This is a genomic window from Thiomicrorhabdus immobilis (genome assembly GCF_021654855.1).
In the GTDB taxonomy this organism is placed as follows: domain Bacteria; phylum Pseudomonadota; class Gammaproteobacteria; order Thiomicrospirales; family Thiomicrospiraceae; genus Thiomicrorhabdus; species Thiomicrorhabdus immobilis.
On record NZ_AP024202.1, the window covers coordinates 2,426,247 to 2,442,865 of the forward strand.

The 16,619-nt window shown below is 45.8% G+C and carries 19 protein-coding genes; 2 read left to right on the top strand and 17 right to left on the bottom strand.

Going from position 1 to position 16,619, the window contains the following annotated elements; genetic code table 11:
* Positions 1-80: 80 nt before the first annotated feature.
* From L6421_RS10930 to L6421_RS11005, 16 genes are all read right to left on the bottom strand, one after another.
* Positions 81-1,034 (bottom strand): LysR family transcriptional regulator, encoded by a 954-nt coding sequence (locus L6421_RS10930; RefSeq protein WP_237261830.1) that lies wholly within the window; start codon positions 1,032-1,034, stop codon positions 81-83.
* 20 nt (positions 1,035-1,054) lie between these two features.
* On the bottom strand, positions 1,055-1,675 hold the full coding sequence (locus L6421_RS10935; protein ID WP_237261831.1) for a BMC domain-containing protein: 621 nt from the start codon (positions 1,673-1,675) through the stop codon (positions 1,055-1,057).
* Positions 1,672-2,283: an RdgB/HAM1 family non-canonical purine NTP pyrophosphatase gene (gene rdgB, locus L6421_RS10940; RefSeq protein ID WP_237261832.1), complete on the bottom strand. Its 612-nt coding sequence runs from the start codon at positions 2,281-2,283 to the stop codon at positions 1,672-1,674. Before rdgB ends, L6421_RS10935 begins: the two co-directional genes overlap by 4 nt.
* A 251-nt stretch (positions 2,284-2,534) precedes the next feature.
* Positions 2,535-2,936, bottom strand: coding sequence for a hypothetical protein (locus L6421_RS10945; protein WP_237261833.1), 402 nt, complete (start codon positions 2,934-2,936; stop codon positions 2,535-2,537).
* A complete protein-coding gene (locus L6421_RS10950; RefSeq protein WP_237261834.1) occupies positions 2,933-3,208 on the bottom strand; it encodes a 4a-hydroxytetrahydrobiopterin dehydratase in 276 nt (91 codons plus the stop codon). The genes L6421_RS10945 and L6421_RS10950 overlap by 4 nt, the downstream gene beginning before the upstream one ends.
* Positions 3,205-3,753, bottom strand: coding sequence for a ferritin-like domain-containing protein (locus L6421_RS10955; RefSeq protein ID WP_237261835.1), 549 nt, complete (start codon positions 3,751-3,753; stop codon positions 3,205-3,207). The genes L6421_RS10950 and L6421_RS10955 overlap by 4 nt, the downstream gene beginning before the upstream one ends.
* Positions 3,754-3,794: 41 nt before the next feature.
* Entirely contained in the window at positions 3,795-4,106 is a 312-nt protein-coding gene (csoS1, locus tag L6421_RS10960) for an alpha-carboxysome major shell protein CsoS1 (protein ID WP_237261836.1), read from the bottom strand.
* A gap of 33 nt (positions 4,107-4,139) precedes the next feature.
* Positions 4,140-4,433, bottom strand: a complete 294-nt coding sequence (gene csoS1, locus L6421_RS10965; RefSeq protein WP_237261837.1) for an alpha-carboxysome major shell protein CsoS1 — start codon at positions 4,431-4,433, stop codon at positions 4,140-4,142.
* Positions 4,434-4,466: 33 nt separating this feature from the next.
* A complete protein-coding gene (gene csoS1 / locus L6421_RS10970; RefSeq protein ID WP_040727283.1) occupies positions 4,467-4,760 on the bottom strand; it encodes an alpha-carboxysome major shell protein CsoS1 in 294 nt (97 codons plus the stop codon).
* 47 nt (positions 4,761-4,807) lie between these two features.
* A complete protein-coding gene (gene csoS1, locus L6421_RS10975; RefSeq protein WP_040727283.1) occupies positions 4,808-5,101 on the bottom strand; it encodes an alpha-carboxysome major shell protein CsoS1 in 294 nt (97 codons plus the stop codon).
* Between the two features lie 62 nt (positions 5,102-5,163).
* Positions 5,164-5,385, bottom strand: coding sequence for a carboxysome peptide B (locus L6421_RS10980; protein WP_237261838.1), 222 nt, complete (start codon positions 5,383-5,385; stop codon positions 5,164-5,166).
* Positions 5,386-5,398: 13 nt separating this feature from the next.
* Entirely contained in the window at positions 5,399-5,671 is a 273-nt protein-coding gene (gene csoS4, locus L6421_RS10985) for an alpha-carboxysome shell vertex protein CsoS4 (protein WP_237261839.1), read from the bottom strand.
* A gap of 17 nt (positions 5,672-5,688) precedes the next feature.
* Positions 5,689-7,206, bottom strand: a complete 1,518-nt coding sequence (locus L6421_RS10990; RefSeq protein ID WP_237261840.1) for a carboxysome shell carbonic anhydrase — start codon at positions 7,204-7,206, stop codon at positions 5,689-5,691.
* A gap of 21 nt (positions 7,207-7,227) precedes the next feature.
* Positions 7,228-9,303, bottom strand: coding sequence for an alpha-carboxysome scaffolding protein CsoS2 (gene csoS2 / locus L6421_RS10995; RefSeq protein WP_237261841.1), 2,076 nt, complete (start codon positions 9,301-9,303; stop codon positions 7,228-7,230).
* A gap of 48 nt (positions 9,304-9,351) precedes the next feature.
* Positions 9,352-9,696, bottom strand: a complete 345-nt coding sequence (locus L6421_RS11000) for a ribulose bisphosphate carboxylase small subunit (protein ID WP_237261842.1) — start codon at positions 9,694-9,696, stop codon at positions 9,352-9,354.
* Between the two features lie 47 nt (positions 9,697-9,743).
* Positions 9,744-11,159 carry a form I ribulose bisphosphate carboxylase large subunit gene (locus L6421_RS11005; RefSeq protein WP_237261843.1) on the bottom strand — a complete coding sequence of 472 codons (1,416 nt, stop codon included), beginning with the start codon at positions 11,157-11,159 and terminating at the stop codon, positions 9,744-9,746.
* A gap of 605 nt (positions 11,160-11,764) precedes the next feature.
* Here L6421_RS11005 and L6421_RS11010 point away from each other — a divergent pair.
* A complete protein-coding gene (locus L6421_RS11010; protein ID WP_237261844.1) occupies positions 11,765-13,327 on the top strand; it encodes an NADH-quinone oxidoreductase subunit L in 1,563 nt (520 codons plus the stop codon).
* Complete coding sequence (locus L6421_RS11015; protein ID WP_237261845.1) at positions 13,324-15,747, top strand: YbcC family protein; 2,424 nt, start codon at positions 13,324-13,326, stop codon at positions 15,745-15,747. Before L6421_RS11010 ends, L6421_RS11015 begins: the two co-directional genes overlap by 4 nt.
* Positions 15,748-16,076: 329 nt before the next feature.
* Here the strand turns inward: L6421_RS11015 and L6421_RS11020 are convergent, their stop codons facing one another.
* Positions 16,077-16,403: a hypothetical protein gene (locus tag L6421_RS11020; RefSeq protein WP_237261846.1), complete on the bottom strand. Its 327-nt coding sequence runs from the start codon at positions 16,401-16,403 to the stop codon at positions 16,077-16,079.
* Between the last annotated feature and the right edge of the window lie 216 nt (positions 16,404-16,619).

Consider the following 16,619-nt stretch of genomic DNA (forward strand, 5'->3'; position numbering starts at 1 on the left):
GGCCTAACAGTATTGAGATATCTCAAGATTGTTGCATGTAAACATGACCTAAGGTCTTTACCAGGCCTGGTAAAACGGATTCAGTGTTTTTCTAAACTAATATAGTCGTTGCCTTTTTCCATTAAAAACTTAAGGAACTCGGCCGCAATGACCGAAAGATGTTTGTTTTTGGGGTAGACAATATTCCATTGCTTTTCAATCGGAAACCCTTCTACATCCAAAATAGCCACCGGTCCATCGTAGCTGTGTAGCTGTAAGGCGTGTTTAGAAACACAAGCCACGCCCAGTTCGGCCACCACACATTGTTTAACCGCTTCATTGCTGTCTAAAGTAAGACGTTCATTGACCTTTAGGCCTTTATCCTCAAACGCTTTTTCAACGGTGAGACGAATCCCTGAACCCTTTTCTCGCATTAAAAAAGGTTCTTTGGCCAAACGTTTCAAACTGACTTTTTGCCCCACTAAAGGGTGGTTTTTGGGAGCAATAACCACTAAAGGGTTGGGCGCAAACGCGAGCGTGTTCAAGCTCAACTCTTCTGGCGCAATGTGACCTAAAATATATAGGTCATCCATATTTTGCTCAATACGTTTAAAGACGTTTTCGCGGTTGGTGATCTTTAAACCCAGCTCAATTTTGGGATAGGTTTTACAAAATTCACCCAAGACCAAAGGGGCAAAATATTTGGCGGTTGAAATTACCGATATCCTTAAGCGCCCACGTTTCATGCCTCTGAAATCATCCAACATGCTCTCTAGGTTTGACAATTCATTAATCACATCTCGGCAAGCGCAGGCCACCTGTTCGCCCACTTCGGTTAGATGCACTTGACGGCCAATTTGTTCATACAACGGCATATCAACGGCTTCAACCAAACTCTTTACTTGCGACGATACGGTGGGTTGGGTTAAATGCAACTCTTCGGCGGCACGGGTAAAACTTAAGTTACGCGCGACCGATTCAAAGATTTGTATTTGCCTCAATGAAGCGTGACGAATTAAAAAATTCGAGGTGTGGGTTAAATGAGAATCTGTCATTGGCTTGTTCCACCTAAACGCTATGAACCGTTACAACGCAAACGGCTTAATGCATCGTTGGCCGCTCTGGCTGCTTCGTTTACATTGGCTTCGGTACCGCACATGATCAAACGACCGTAAGCCCCCACGGCACGCGCTTCCACCAATGTCACATTGGCGGCTTTTTCGGCTTCATTAGCGGCGTACACCACATATCCGGCTGGCTGGGTTTCAATAATCAGCATGCTTTGCCCCGGCAAGATCATTGAGCCACGGCGGTTGTCTCGGTTAATCAATACCGCATGATCTGGGGTGACTCCACGAATGATTTCGCTCCACATCACCATACATTGCTGGCGTGAGTATTCATCGGTTTCAAGGTGTCTCAATACGTGTTCGCCAGAGGTCAATACATCACTTTGGTCGCGGTGGTGAATAACCATTGAGCCATAAGCTCGCTCGACCACCTGCTGACCCAAATGCACATTGGAGGCTTTAAGGGCCACATCGGACAAGCGGTGGACCGCCATCCCCGGAGCCACTTCTATCCATAAGCAGGAGTCACCTGGCACAGGTAAAAAGCCCATGGCGGCGGTTCCCATATAAGAGGCCAGTTGCGGTTGTAACGAGTCCAAAAAGACATAGGTTCTCAGTTCAATCATAAAGCGGCCTTTTCTAGTTGCGTAATCACTTGTTTTAAAGCTTGAGCACGGTGACTCAATTGGTTTTTTACCGCCATTGGCACCTCAGAGGCACTCTTAACCAGCTGCGGTAACCACATAATCGGGTCATAACCCACACCGTAAGCGGTTCGGGGTTGCATTAAAATTTCGCCGTGCCATTGCCCCATACCAATAATCGGCTTGGGGTCATTGGCACTGTGTACCAATACCATCACGCAAACATAGCTGGCTTTACGCTGTGAATAAGGCAAACCCTGCAAGGCATTCAACAGTTTTTGATTGTTCAGTTCATCAGAGGCCTTTTGCCCTTGATAACCTTGCGAGTAACGCGCCGAATAAATTCCCGGGCTATCGCCCAGTGCCGCTACCTCAAGACCTGAATCGTCAGCCAAGGCTGGCAAGCCACTTTTTTGGCTTGCATAGCGTGCTTTTTTTAGGGCGTTCTCTAAATAACTTAAACCGTCCTCTTCAACCTCTTCGGTAAAGAAATCGGTTTGTAAGGCAAATTCGATATCATAGCCCTGCAACATCGCACCGATTTCAACGACTTTATGAGGGTTGCCAGTAGCCAGTACAAGCGATTTCATAAACCATCCTCTATCTGTTTGTTTTGGACTTTGGTGTTTTTTTATTTCTACTGAAGTTATGGTATTGAATTCAAACTCAGAAGAAAAATTGATAATTTCAGTAGTATCCATAGAGCGCAGTGAATAGGTTAAGGTTCAGTATTCAAACTTTTCTTGGATACTTTTTATGGCAAAGATAAATTTAGGGTTAAACATAAAAAAAGAGGGTACTTAAAGCACCCTCAATGGCTAAGTTGGTGGTGCGTTTTGTATCAGTCCGGCCAAACTCTTCGGCGTGCAAATGCATTGATTTTATCTGCAATATGCTGCGATTCGTTGCTTGCTTCAGGCTGGCTTGCCGATGCGGTTTTTTTAGCGGCATTGGCTGGCGCATTTTTGGTTTGAGCCGCCCGATTTGCAGTGGCTTTAGCCGGAGCTTTTGTCTCTGCTTTGGTTTCCGCTTTTTTAGCGGCCGCCACTTTGCGAGCCGGTGTTTTTTTAACCGGTGCCGTTTTGGTAACAGGGGGTTTTGCGGTTGTTGTGGCCGATTTACCCTCTGTTTGCAATTCGGCCTTAACGTTAGGGTTGGCCGAATTGCTTGAGGCTTGTTCTTTGACGGTGTTATCGTCTGCCGCAATCACCCACGTTTCATGGACTTCTTCTTTTTCAATCATGCCCAGGCTCCTTGCTTCATATTGGTTACTCGGTGATAGCCTTCGTCAATGCCTTTTGCCAAGGTAAAGTCTATGGTTTCAATCTCTTGTGATTTGGGGTAAATCACCACCGAAACATGCCCTCTACCAAAACTGATATTGGGGTGGTGGTCTAATAAATCCGCCTGCTCGGCTAACTGATCCAAAAAGGCACGTAGTACGCCGAAATCGTCAAATTCAAAACGGGCATCTAGCGAGGCCGGTGTCTTTTTTATTTTCCAACGTTCGTTCATACAAAGCCTCCTTTTGGATAATGATGGGCATTCATAGACTGATAATATTCGGCTAACCAACCATTCACACGCATGAGTTGGGTTTGCTCTTCTTCAAAGAGTCGGCTAAACAGTGCCTGATCTTCTAGCGCCCCCACATTGGCACAAAATTGTGCCGCCTCGTCATACAGTTGAATTAGCGCAAGCTCTCTCGCTTCACAGCTTCTTAGAGCCTCAACAATTGAATTGGCTGGCGTTGCTGGGTTTAAAACACTGCCTGCCGGTAACGCCCCTTGAGCCACCATACGGTCGGTTAGTAGGTTGGCATGTTGAAACTCCTCATTAGCCAAAGTCACAAAACCTTGTGCAAAGCTGATTTCGTTTCTGAATTTAGCCAATGAGGCTTGTGCCAAATAGTGCTGACCGGCAGAGAATTCCAAACTTAAGGCACGACCAAGGTAGCCCAAAATGATGGCATTACTCTGTGAAGGTTCAGGCGTTTCAAAACGAGGATAACTACCCGCACCCGGCATAACACTGCCTTGCATACGTGGTTGATAACGCATAATCTACTCCTCTTTATATGGGGGTCGAAACCCCCACTCCTTTAACGAATCTTCGCCGGTGTCGCGCCTGCCATTTCCAGAACAGGCTCAACTTCTTTGTGAGGACGTGCGATGATGTGTGCCGCAACTAAACCGTCGCCAACTCGTTCGCAAGCATCGGCTCCGGCACGTACCGCCGCGTTTACCGCCCCGGTTTCACCACGGACCATTACCGTTACGTAACCACCGCCGACAAATTCACGACTCACTAATCGTACTTCTGCCGCTTTGGTCATGGCATCGGCCGCTTCAATCGCAGGCACTAATCCGCGGGTTTCGATCATTCCTAAAGCTATTCCATATTCTGTACTCATGGCTCTTCTCCTAAGGTTCTAAAGATGTGCTAATTACGCTTTTTCAATGGTTAATACAGGTTCCACTTCTTTGTGTGGACGTGCAATAATGTGTGCTGCAACTAAACCGTCGCCAACTCGTTCGCAAGCATCGGCTCCGGCACGTACCGCCGCGTTTACCGCCCCGGTTTCACCACGGACCATTACCGTTACGTAACCGCCGCCGACAAATTCACGACTCACTAATCGTACTTCTGCCGCTTTGGTCATGGCATCGGCCGCTTCAATCGCAGGCACTAATCCGCGGGTTTCAATCATTCCTAAAGCTATTCCATATTCTGTACTCATGGCTCTTCTCCTAAGGTTCTAAAGATGTGCTAATTACGCTTTTTCAATGGTTAATACAGGTTCCACTTCTTTGTGTGGACGTGCAATGATGTGCGCTGCAACTAAACCGTCGCCAACTCGTTCGCAAGCATCGGCTCCGGCACGCACTGCCGCGTTTACCGCCCCTGTTTCACCACGGACCATTACCGTTACGTAACCGCCGCCGACAAATTCACGACTCACTAATCGTACTTCTGCCGCTTTGGTCATGGCATCGGCCGCTTCAATCGCAGGCACTAATCCACGGGTTTCGATCATTCCTAAAGCTATTCCATATTCACTCATGATAGTTCTCCTAAGTTCTAAAAAAATTTCTCAGCTCACTGCGTAATTCATTAAGCTTTTTCAATGGTTAATACAGGTTCCACTTCTTTGTGTGGACGTGCAATGATGTGTGCTGCAACTAAACCGTCGCCAACTCGTTCGCAAGCATCGGCTCCGGCACGTACCGCCGCGTTTACCGCTCCGGTTTCACCACGGACCATTACCGTTACGTAACCGCCGCCGACAAATTCACGACTCACTAATCGTACTTCTGCCGCTTTGGTCATGGCATCGGCCGCTTCAATCGCAGGCACCAATCCGCGGGTTTCAATCATTCCTAAAGCTATTCCATATTCACTCATGATAGTTCTCCTATTACCTTAATTTTCAGTTTGTTATTGACTGTTAGTTTGCTATTAATTTGTTGTTATTCGGTTTGTGTTGGCCAGTTATCAATGATTCCAGCAACCGTTAAATCCGTTAATATCTCATCGTCACCGGCAGCGGTTCTTGCTGCTGAGTTGGCTATGGTAAAAACCCAGTCGCCGTTTTTAACACCAATCGGATCAAGCGCCACTAAAGTTGAACCTGATACGCTTTGCAGTACTTTGATGGGTAGGTGGCCTAAGCCATCAAGTCGACTGGTCATAATTAATCTTTGTTTAACTTGATGTATCTCCATTGGCATTTACCTCCCATTTATCAATGATTCCCACTATGGTCAAATCACTTGGGTAGCCCTTAATTCCGCTGGCATCTCGTGCCGCCGAACTCCCTACACATAACACCCAGTCTCCAGGCTTGCAGCCCACCGGATCTACCGCAACTTGGGGAGTTCCCCCTGGTTTTTCGGCTACCACCAGTAGGGGCTTATGCTCCATAGAGGCGATACGATTGGTGGAGACCAGTGTTTTTTCTACGGTATAAATTTTCATCCGATCCCTCCTCTTTGTTACGGCGCTACCAGGCCTGGTAATCTTTCTGCAGCTTGGTTGCCGGTGTTATCTCTTAAAGTACATAGCGTTTGTAATTGACCTTTGGCGGATAATTCGCTGTATCGGTCATGCAATGCTTGCTCTATACGGTTGGCTTTCTCTTGCGCTCGGTCTTTTGAACCGGGGACTCTTCCGTCATAATCACAGCGGATAATGATGGGAATTGGCCAACCTTTTTTTAGATTAAGACCGGTGAAGATCTTAATCCCAACATTGACATCATTCAGCCCCTCTTCAACCGTATCTAAATAGCTGTAATAGGTTAGGTTACGCAGTTGAACTTCTTCAAAACCGTTACCAATGCCAATAAATCTTTCTGCATGTCCAATGTCTGAATAACAACCGTTTTCATACGTTTTGACATACGCTATTTGAGAAAAATTGTTCTCAATAAACCAAGCAATCAGTTTGTTCATTGATTCAGCCGGTGCGGTGGAACCCACTTGTTGGTTACAACCGACTACCGCTTGCTGAATGAAGTCTCTGGCTTGCTCAGCGTTCATATTGTTTGTTTGGTGGTAAAGTGTGTCGGTTTCTACAAAACGTTTTAGACACACTTTGCCTTGTTGGTTTGGAACATGTACTTTCAGACTGTCGTCGTCGGTATTGATTCCAATCAGTAGCGTTTGTACGGTTGAACCGCACCCAAAACGGTTTTCAATGGCCTGTCTAAAATCTTTCAATCTTGATAGGGCCGCTTCTGCCGCTTTGTCATCATCACTGCCATGTGCCGCACATCCTTGATGATGTGGATCGGACTTGGAGTAGTGATAAACCGCCATTTTTAAATAACGTGTTGGCTCTTCAATTGAATTGGGTACCGCGTCACGAAAACGGCTGTGCTCAATGAAGACCCAATTACGTACACTTTCACTCACATCAAATAGAGCACCGGCGTGCGCCTTTCTTCTGGTTACCAAATAAGGTAGTCGCAAAACATAACTAATAAAGTGTGCTAAACGCCCGTCGGCACACGGTGCGACACCCACCGCATGAAACCCCGCTTCTCTGAAGATACGCTCAGCGTGTTGTTTGCTTTGACCACGCAATGGATCTTGTTCAAAAAACTCCTTAGACATCGCCATAAACTGTGCAAATACACACTGCCCGTATAAAACCTGGCTGTCGAACCCATGGCTAATAAATTCTTCAACCTGTTTTTGGCTGAATGTAATGCCTAGTTTTTGGCTGATTGTCTGTTGAGACCAGTAAACAAAATCACTACGTTTTTGTTGTACAGTTAATAACTCTACAACCGACTTGATCTCATCAAACCCCGCTTTAATACGCATTTCATAGTCGCGTAACTGAACATTTTGTTGCGTATTAACCAGCGCATGTTGGCCAGTTGCTGCGTTAGAAAATGTTCCGTTAAAATCAGGTGAAGCCACTTCTTTGGAGCGATTCACAATATGTGCTGGCGGAGGTATTTGACGCCAGAACATTGATTTTTCACGATAGTTTGCGTTTAACATCTTTATCACCTATTTCATTGACTACGCTCTGGCACCGCCAGATAAAGTCACTTTTGCACCTTGTCCGGTGTTACCAGATGACCCGGTAATTGGGCTTTGTGGTACTTCTTCCATTGCGGTTGGCCTAAAATTAGCCGCCCCCATTGGAGTCTGTCCCGCTACCCCTCTTACCGAAGGATTACGTTGTGTCGCAAAAGGCCCGTCAACGCCGGTCACTTTGCTGCCCCTATCCCAACCGTCGCCGGTGATTCTGCTGCTCTTAGGAGCAGGTTCAACACTGGCTAAAGGTTGTGACATATCCACCGCTGTGGCTTGCCCCATCATAATCGGAAAATCCGACTCTCCCGGAGTGGCCGCTTGAGCGGTTTGGCACAATGCACTCATCTGATCAGTACCCTGGTAATGGGTACCAGAAACCAGTTCACATGCCCCTTTTTGAGCGCCAGTCAACCCCATTGGTCCAGGCTGAATACCCGTTAATGGGTAGCCAAACTGTCGGTCACTAGGCTGAGTTTTTTTTTGAACCTGCGCTTGTTCTTCAACGGAACAACTGCTGGCAAAAGACTCTTTACCCATATAAGGTGTGCCGCTTACCGATTTACAACGTCCCGCTTCGCCGCCAGTAATATGACTACTGCCGCCACTGCGATCGCCGGTTACTCTTTGCCCGCCGAATGTGCCTGAAATATTGACCTTTTCCGGCACTTTGTTTGGCGCGCTTGTTTGGCAAAGGGTTTCAACTTCTTCCCTGCCCTGGTATCCGGTGCCGCTCACGTTTTTACACGAGCCTCTATCCGCACCCGTTACCGCTTTGGGTTGACCTACTTGGGTACCGGTAGTGGTGGTGCCTGCAAAAGTGGTCGACATCAACACTTTTTTAGGCGCTTCATTATTTGAACCACTTGGCTTGATTGAACCCGACATAGCCGGAAAATCATTGCCACCACTTACTTTACGCTGGCTGCCTTCAAGTGAGCCTTTGCTTGCTGTAGTCGTTTTTGGCGATGGCCCCGGTTGGATGGAAAACCCACCTTTTGAGGTTGCTGCTTTGTCTGACTGAGCGCCACAAATCAAATCACTTTGATCAGCCGGTAAGTAATCTGTACCGGTTACCGCTTTGCATTGACCGGCACGATCACCTGTCACGCTTTTGGCTTGACCCATTTTGTTTCCACTAATGGTTTGTCCTTTAGTGGTTTGCGTGGATGTTACTTTTGCTGGTGCGGCTTTAGGAGTGTTTGAGCAATGTGTTTTAAACTCTTCCATCCCTAAATATTCCGTACCACTCACTAATTTACAGGCGCCTTTTTCCGTTCCGGTTGTAGCACCTTGACCTACCGCTGTGCCAGAGACATCTTGCCCACTCAAGGTTTGTGATAACGCCACCTTTTCGGGTGCGTTATTAGCACGACTTTTTGAGTTTTGACGTTTTTTTGAAGTATCGGTGGCGACTGCGCAACCACTTTTACCTTTACTACAACGTTGTGCTCTTACTGAGCGAGCAATCTCTCGAACTGACGCATCTGGGTTTGTCATTTTGGCCATAGAACCGCTTTGTCCACTTTGCGATTTAAAAGCCATTTCACCTGACTTACCTTTAGCCAGTGCTTTACGCCATGCTTTAGACAACTTTCGTCCACTGTTGTCGGCAACTTGAGTTGCCACAACCGTGTTTCTACGACCAGAAGCATCGGCACGTTGTGTTTTTGCTTTGGTCTCTGTCTTAGCACGAGGTTCAACAATCGGCTCGGGCTTTTTCTTTTCCCTCGCCTTGGCTGCCGGTTGAGGCTGGTTACTCGCAGCTTGCCCACGTGTCATTTGCTTTCTTCTTTGTTTAGCGGCCTCTCGTCCTTCTGCAACCTTGATAGGTTGAGCGGGACGAACCGGTCTGCTAACAGAAGTCTCTACCACCTCTTGTCTTGGCGAGCTCGGCGTGCTGATAGCACTTGGAGAGGCTTCAACTTGAGCGGGAATGCTTGAAACAGCACTCTGCGCTCGAGTCGGTATCGCTGGTGCATTATTCTTACCAGAAGCTCTTGATTTGCGGTGTGCCATAGCTTGTGTGCGCCCACTCGGGGTATTTGTCATTTCACTCATGCTAAAGGCCTCCCTTTATTCATTGCTTACGTTCATTACAACCTTGGCTTACATGCCTCTTGGGCGGTAAACCACAAAGTTGTGACCCTGACACTGCGTGTAGTTGTCATAACCAATTACACGAATAAGATGATCAGGATAAGCCTGACGACAGGCGTCAATTTCGGCTAATACTTGGTTTGGATCACGCATTCCAAAGAACGGCAATTTCCACATCCCCCAGTAATGGCGAGAGGCTTTTTCTGGCACTTCGTGCTCTAGCGCAGGTGTCCAACCTTGGTTAATGATGTATACAATTTGGTCATAAATTTCGTCTGCATTCATATCAGGCAAAAATGAAAATGTCTCAAGCGTATACTTAGTACGATAGTCATCAGTCATTAAGTTACTCATTTGTAATCTCCTACAATTTCAATAATCTGCTTTGCGTTAACCCATCATTAACCGGCATCTAACTTATCAACCGTGTCATATTCAAACTTGATCTCTTTCCAAGTCTCTAAAGCCACAGCCAACTCTTTACTGCTACGGGCTGCGTCACGTAAGATGTCACCACCTTCTCGTTCAAGATCACGCCCTTCGTTTCGTGCTTTAACACACGCTTCTAAAGCCACACGGTTAGCGGCAGCACCGGCTGCGTTACCACCTGGGTGACCTTGCGTACCCCCACCAAACTGCAGTACAGAGTCATCACCGAAGATGTTTACCAGAGCTGGCATGTGCCAAACGTGGATACCACCTGAAGCGACCGCAAATACACCTGGCATTGACGCCCAATCTTGGTCAAAGAAGATACCGCGTGAACGGTCTTCTGGAACAAAGTCTTCGCGTAGTAAATCAACAAAACCTAGGGTAGAAGCTCTATCCCCTTCTAACTTACCGACTACCGTACCGGTATGTAGGTGGTCACCCCCTGACAAACGTAAACACTTAGCCAATACACGGAAGTGAATACCGTGTTTTGGGTTACGGTCAATTACGGCGTGCATCGCACGGTGAATGTGTAATAACATGCCGTTTTCACGACACCAGTTAGCCAAAGTGGTATTGGCGGTAAAACCAGCGGTTAAGAAGTCGTGCATGATGATCGGCTGGCCAAGTTCTTTGGCAAATTCAGCACGTTTCATCATCTCTTCAACCGAACCGGCAGTAACGTTCAAGTAGTGACCTTTACGCTCACCTGTCTCTTCAGTCGCTTTGTTAACCGCTTCAGCAACAAACTCAAAACGGTTGCGCCAGCGCTGGAAAGGCTGCGAGTTGATGTTTTCATCATCTTTGGTTAAATCTAGACCACCGCGTAAACATTCATAAACCGCTCGACCGTAGTTTTTAGCGGAAAGACCTAATTTAGGTTTGATGGTACAACCCAACATTGGACGACCATATTTGTTTAGCTTGTCACGCTCAACCTGAATACCCGCTGGCGGTCCACCACACGTTTTAACAAACGCAACCGGAAAACGGATATCTTCTAAACGTAAAGCACGTACCGCTTTAAATCCGAATACGTTACCTACCAATGAGGTTAAAACGTTGACCACTGAACCTTCTTCAAAAAGGTCTAGCGGATAGGCAATAAATGCGTAAAATGATTCTTTATCACCTGGAACATCTTCAATTCGGTAACAACGACCTTTGTAGTACTCCATATCAGACAGTAGATCTGTCCATACGGTGGTCCAAGTTCCGGTTGAACTTTCCGCGGCTACCGCAGCAGCCGCTTCTTCACGTGGAACACCCGCTTGTGGTGTTACCTTGAAGCACGCTAATAAATCTGTATCTAGTGGTGTATAGTCAGGTGTCCAATAGGTCAACTGATAATCCTGTACACCGGCATCAAAAGTTTGTGTAGACATAGAATTTCTCCTCTTAGGGTTTGGAGTTGCATTAAATTCGAGCTCAATGTTATAGAGCCACCAAACCATTGACTAATTGAAAGAAACGATAGGAAATATTGAGCAAACTCTATATATTTGAGAAAAACAACAAAATAAACCAATGCAACACGTTGTTTTTAAATGCTTTTTATTTTTTTAGAAATTAAGCGATTTTTTTAACAATTTTTTCAAAAAATGTTTTTTTAGCTACAAAAATTATTTTTCATTGAGCATTTTTAGTGTTTTTGAACACCTAAAAAATAAAAAACAGACAAATATTCCTTAATTCTTAATCCTTATTTTTTGATAAACCAAAAAGTCATAAGTCATAAGCCATAATTCAAAATCCACAACCAATCACTATCGACTAACGTCTATTTTCTTAACTGTCCACTGCAAACTAAAAACCAATCCAATCCCCCTTATAAACAGAGAGAGTTTGTTTGCCCATTTTTGTATAAATAGGTATCTCTCTATGATAGTTATTGGATTTATCAATTATTCATCCGCATCAGAGTTGTCTAAGATTTGTCTCAAAGATGCACTACTGCATTGGTTTTTAATTTAAGGATAGGAGCGGTTTTATGAATACTCCGATGATTTGGTCACTCTCTCTATATGCCATACCGCTGCTCTTTTTAATGGGCGCAGCGGCAAATTTAAGCCACGTAAATTGGCGTGCGACTTTATGGGCGTCGCAAGGAGCATTATGGATAGCGGCGGCTTCAGCACTTTTGACTTTATTTGGCAATGTGCCGCTAGCGGATCTCCAAGGTGCTGGCTGGATTAATCCCTCTGCCAGCAGTTTGGTGATGTTACTGTTAATTAGCTTTATCGCTTTTGTGAATGTGCGTTTTTCTCATAACTATATGGCGGGGAACCGCGAAGAAGAGACACGCTATCTTCGCTGGTTAATGCTGACTTTAGGTTCGGTTACCTTAGTGGTAATCAGTAATCATCTATTGGTGTTTATGGCGGCGTGGATTTCTATCAGCATGAGCCTGCACCAATTGCTGGTTTTCTACCCACAACGTCAAAGAGCGGTGTTAGCGGCCTATAAAAAATTCATTTTTGCCCGCTTAGCAGAGGTCACATTATTTACCGCCATTATGTTGCTTTACTACGATACCGGCTCTTGGTTGATTAGTGATGTTTATGTCGCCATGGCTAAAGCCAGCCAGCTTAATGGCGTGCAAGAAACCGCGGCAGTACTGTTGGCGCTAACCGCCTTAATTAAATGTGCGCAACTACCATTGCATGGTTGGCTAATTCAAGTGGTAGAGGCTCCGACACCGGTATCGGCACTGTTACATGCCGGCATTATTAACCTGGGTGGTTTTTTGATGATTTTATTTGCGCCACTGATTATCCAATCAGCCATCGCACAGTGGTTATTACTGATTGTGGGTGGATTGACTACAGTGGTGGCGGCGTTGATTATGATGACTAAAATCAGTGTCAAAGTGCGTTTGGCTTGGTCAACCATGTCGCAAATGGGCTTAATGCTGGTTGAATGCGGTTTAGGCTTGTATGAGTTGGCGCTATTACACCTGGTGGCGCACTCTTGTTACAAAGCTTATGCGTTCTTAAACAGTGGTTCAGAGGTGGAGTCCGACCTAAAACGTCGACTCGCCTTACCGAAAATGCCCCGTGCTCCGCAGTGGTTAAGCAGTTTTTTGATTGCCGCGGCATTTGTGGCAGGCATGATCTGGATTTTTGATATTTCTGGGCCATACAGTCCGTGGCTATTATTGGGTATTGCCATGATGATTTTAGTGGCCGAACGCGACAGCCGTTTACAACGCGGTGGTTTGTTTGGGGTACTGAGCATGGCCTTGATTTTAGTGGCGGCATACTCTTTACAAAAATATGGAGCAGGCCTGGTGGTTCAATCGTTACCTGATGCCGTTGGTGTTTGGGGCGACCTATGGATGAGCGTTCTATTCATTGGCTTTATTGCACTCTACTGGGTATTAAAGTACTGGCCCGAGCACCCAAAAGTGATGCACTTTAGAGTGGCGTTATATGCTGGATTTTATTTGGATGAGTGGGTCACTCGCCTGAGTTTAAACTTGTTTCCTAAACAGTTACCCGTGCGTTTTAACCCTAAACAATTGCAAATTGCACCGAGGGAGATGATTCAATGAAAACAACTCAACTCAAAACTCAAAACACCGCTGCTTTAAGCGAAACTCAAAAGACGGCGCTACAAACCGCCTGCGGTTTTATTGCCCCAACTTGGCCATTAGACCAATGGATTGCGGTTAACCCATGGTGGGAATTACGTGATCGCCCCATTAAAGAAGTGGCTGCCGATTTAGCCGCCTTGGCGCAAGTACAAGCTACGCCAAGTAAAAGCTATTTTGAGCCTTTATGGATGAGTCGCATTCAACCGATTCACATTGAAAAAGCGCTTAAGGAAGCCAATGTAACGGCCGATATCAGCGACTGCGAATCGCACCTATTGTCTAACGATGAAACCGCACACTGGCACAATGTGAGCGACTTAATGGACAGTGGTCGTGACCGCTTACATACCATGGCGTGGCGTGATGAAATCACCCATCAAGTGAGCCAGTTTTGCGCTTTTTACTTTCATGATTCTGAGGTCTGCAGTCAGTTCAGCAACGGTATTGAAGGTTTTTACCCAAGCTGGTTGCAAGCGACTCAAGCTGACCAGGGCATTGAAATCATTATGGGTGAACCCGGTCTAACGGAGCTGTTTTTTCGACTTCCCAAAGAACCCGAAACCCTCATTGCACAAGCCTTGGCAGAGCTTCAAGTGCCTGACCAATATGTGCAAGACTATGCTCACGCCCTATTATTAGATATGAATGGCTGGGCATCTTGGGTGGCGTATGAACGCTGGCAAGATCGATTAAATGGTCAAGAAAACCACTTGATGCTTGAACTTTTGGCCATACGTATGGCTTGGGATTTAGTGCTTTGGCAATACCAACAGCTCAAAAGTAAAAGTGTGTTTGGTGAACTCAAATTCCTGTGGCGTCATCAGTTATCCAGATTGCCTGACCTAAAAAACTCGCATGCCAAGGCACAAGAGTTGACCTGGGTATGGCAACGTGCGGCTGAAATCGCCTATCAAGAGTCGATTCAACAGCAACTCAACCAACCCGCGTCCACAAAGCAAACAAAACCCATTGTTCAAGCGGCATTTTGTATTGATGTACGCTCGGAGGTTATTCGTCGTGCTTTAGAGTCACAAGACAGTCGTATTCAAACCATCGGTTTTGCCGGTTTCTTTGGCTTACCCATTGAATATCAAGCACCTGGGAGCTCTTTGGTTCGTCCACAGTTACCAGGCCTGCTAAAACCGAGTGTGCGCTTAATGCCGATTTTAGCGCCCGAACAAGAACAAAAACAGAAAGCCATTTTTAACCGTAAAGCACGTTGGTTAGATTGGGGAAGTGCCGCACCCGCGACCTTTAGTATGGTTGAGGCTAGCGGTTTGTTGTATGCATTTAAGCTTTTAAGCAATACGCTGTTTCCAGATCCACACCAACATCCGGTTAACGACTTAGAAGTTGGCAAAACCTGGGAACTCACCCAAGACCAACAACCGTTAACTGTGCCACAGTTGGTCGATTTGGCCTCAGGTATCTTAAAAGCGATGGGGCTAAGCAAAAATTTGGCGCAATTTGTTCTGCTGGTCGGTCATGGTAGCCAAACCTGCAACAACCCACATGCAGCGGGCTTGGATTGCGGGGCTTGTGGCGGACAAACCGGTGAATTAAATGTGCGGGCTTTAGCTTATCTACTTAATCGACCGGATATTCGTAAAGGCCTAGTGGAGCACGGCATTGAAATACCCGAAACCACCGAGTTTATTGCCGCTTTGCACAATACAACTACGGATGACATCTTCTGCTACGACATTGAAATCATGGATGAGCAGTTGGAGTTTTGGTTGGATAATGCGGCGGATTTATGCCGTCAAGAGCGAGCCTTACGTTTGGGAATACCCGATGCCAGCACAGCTCATTTAAATCAAGCCATCAGAGCACGTTCAAAAGATTGGTCGCAAGTTCGTCCAGAATGGGGCTTGGCCAATAACGCGGCGTTTATTGTTGCACCGCGCCAGCGAACGCAACATCTAAACCTGCAAGGGCGAAGTTTCTTGCACGACTATCAAGCAAAAGAAGATACCGACTTTAGCTTGTTAGAACTGATTATGACCGCACCGATGGTGGTAACGAACTGGATTAACCTACAATATTATGCGTCGGTTTGCGACAACTACAAATACGGTAGTGGCAATAAGGTACTGCATAATGTGGTGGGCGGGAATATCGGTGTGTTTGAGGGTAACGGCGGCGACCTACGCATTGGTTTAGCCATGCAATCACTTCACAACGGTGAAGAGTGGATGCATGAACCTCTACGCTTAAGTGTTTATATTGACGCGCCGCAAACGGCTATTGAAGAGATTGCCCAACGCCATGAAACCGTGGGCAACCTGATTAAAAATGAATGGTTATTTCTATTCCATTGGGGTCAAGATGGTCAAATTCAACGCTTTACTGGGTCTGAATGGATTAAGACTGACTAAGCGCCCCTTAATAAAAGTAAATCAACTTTAAAACCCGCTCACTTAGGCTAGCGATGATAACCGCTAGCCTAAGTGAGGCTTAACATTAGTAAACTTAAACAATTGGTCTGGTGGTGTTTCAATATTGAGTTATCTGTCAACTAAGCAAATCATCTCAAAAAACAAACACCCACCAGAGCAATTACAGCGGGCCATATTTATTGGCCTTTTTATATATAAACAGTGGCGATAACACCGCCAATATTCTGTATAAATCGAGATAAGACAATCCGTCAAATTTAAGCCAAAAAAAACCCCGTAAAACGGGGTTTTGGAGTAAAAAATCGGAGTTATTCAACCAGGTAGTCCATAAGATTCATGTACAAACTTTCCAAGCGTTTAATGTTTTCTGCCGTCACGTGGTGATCGCAATCGGGGTGTTTCAATGCATCTTGGTTCAGTTGCCATAAACGCTTACAGGTTGCAATAGTCATACGCAATTCATAAGGAGAAGGGTTACCCGTTTCTTGCCAATCGCCCGGCATCATATCAATCTCTTTTTGAGCAAACTCAATTACCCTAGATGCACTTGTCGCGTCGGTTTTTTGGACGGGCCCATTTACAGTGTGAGCCGTTCTTTTAGTTTGTTGAACTAAAGGCGAAGATTGAATGGCCATAATGCGTTTCCTCTACTTAAAATCTAGTAACGATTTTGATTATAGAGAGCCATACCCATTGATAATAATTGGAGTTTTCTATAAGTAACTGCGAAGGTTCTCTATGGATTAAAAAAACGCCTCAACAACCAATTCAAATGAAATATCATCTATCTATGACGATAGCGTTCAAAAAGGCTAGTCTTACACTCCTATTTACAGACCGGTCTGACAAAT

Excerpts from the sequence above, each read along its gene's own strand:
- L6421_RS11005 (WP_237261843.1), bottom strand. The coding sequence starts at position 11,159 with ATGTCTACACAAACTTTTGATGCCGGTGTACAGGATTATCAGTTGACC.
- L6421_RS10930 (WP_237261830.1), bottom strand. The coding sequence starts at position 1,034 with ATGACAGATTCTCATTTAACCCACACCTCGAATTTTTTAATTCGTCAC.
- rdgB (WP_237261832.1), bottom strand. The coding sequence starts at position 2,283 with ATGAAATCGCTTGTACTGGCTACTGGCAACCCTCATAAAGTCGTTGAA.
- L6421_RS10990 (WP_237261840.1), bottom strand. The coding sequence starts at position 7,206 with ATGTTAAACGCAAACTATCGTGAAAAATCAATGTTCTGGCGTCAAATA.
- csoS1 (WP_237261836.1), bottom strand. The coding sequence starts at position 4,106 with ATGAGTACAGAATATGGAATAGCTTTAGGAATGATCGAAACCCGCGGA.
- L6421_RS11015 (WP_237261845.1), top strand. The coding sequence starts at position 13,324 with ATGAAAACAACTCAACTCAAAACTCAAAACACCGCTGCTTTAAGCGAA.
- L6421_RS10945 (WP_237261833.1), bottom strand. The coding sequence starts at position 2,936 with ATGATTGAAAAAGAAGAAGTCCATGAAACGTGGGTGATTGCGGCAGAC.
- L6421_RS11010 (WP_237261844.1), top strand. The coding sequence starts at position 11,765 with ATGAATACTCCGATGATTTGGTCACTCTCTCTATATGCCATACCGCTG.
- L6421_RS11020 (WP_237261846.1), bottom strand. The coding sequence starts at position 16,403 with ATGGCCATTCAATCTTCGCCTTTAGTTCAACAAACTAAAAGAACGGCT.
- L6421_RS11000 (WP_237261842.1), bottom strand. The coding sequence starts at position 9,696 with ATGAGTAACTTAATGACTGATGACTATCGTACTAAGTATACGCTTGAG.
- csoS2 (WP_237261841.1), bottom strand. The coding sequence starts at position 9,303 with ATGAGTGAAATGACAAATACCCCGAGTGGGCGCACACAAGCTATGGCA.
- L6421_RS10955 (WP_237261835.1), bottom strand. The coding sequence starts at position 3,753 with ATGCGTTATCAACCACGTATGCAAGGCAGTGTTATGCCGGGTGCGGGT.
- csoS4 (WP_237261839.1), bottom strand. The coding sequence starts at position 5,671 with ATGAAAATTTATACCGTAGAAAAAACACTGGTCTCCACCAATCGTATC.
- csoS1 (WP_237261837.1), bottom strand. The coding sequence starts at position 4,433 with ATGAGTACAGAATATGGAATAGCTTTAGGAATGATTGAAACCCGCGGA.
- L6421_RS10980 (WP_237261838.1), bottom strand. The coding sequence starts at position 5,385 with ATGACCAGTCGACTTGATGGCTTAGGCCACCTACCCATCAAAGTACTG.
- L6421_RS10935 (WP_237261831.1), bottom strand. The coding sequence starts at position 1,675 with ATGATTGAACTGAGAACCTATGTCTTTTTGGACTCGTTACAACCGCAA.
- L6421_RS10950 (WP_237261834.1), bottom strand. The coding sequence starts at position 3,208 with ATGAACGAACGTTGGAAAATAAAAAAGACACCGGCCTCGCTAGATGCC.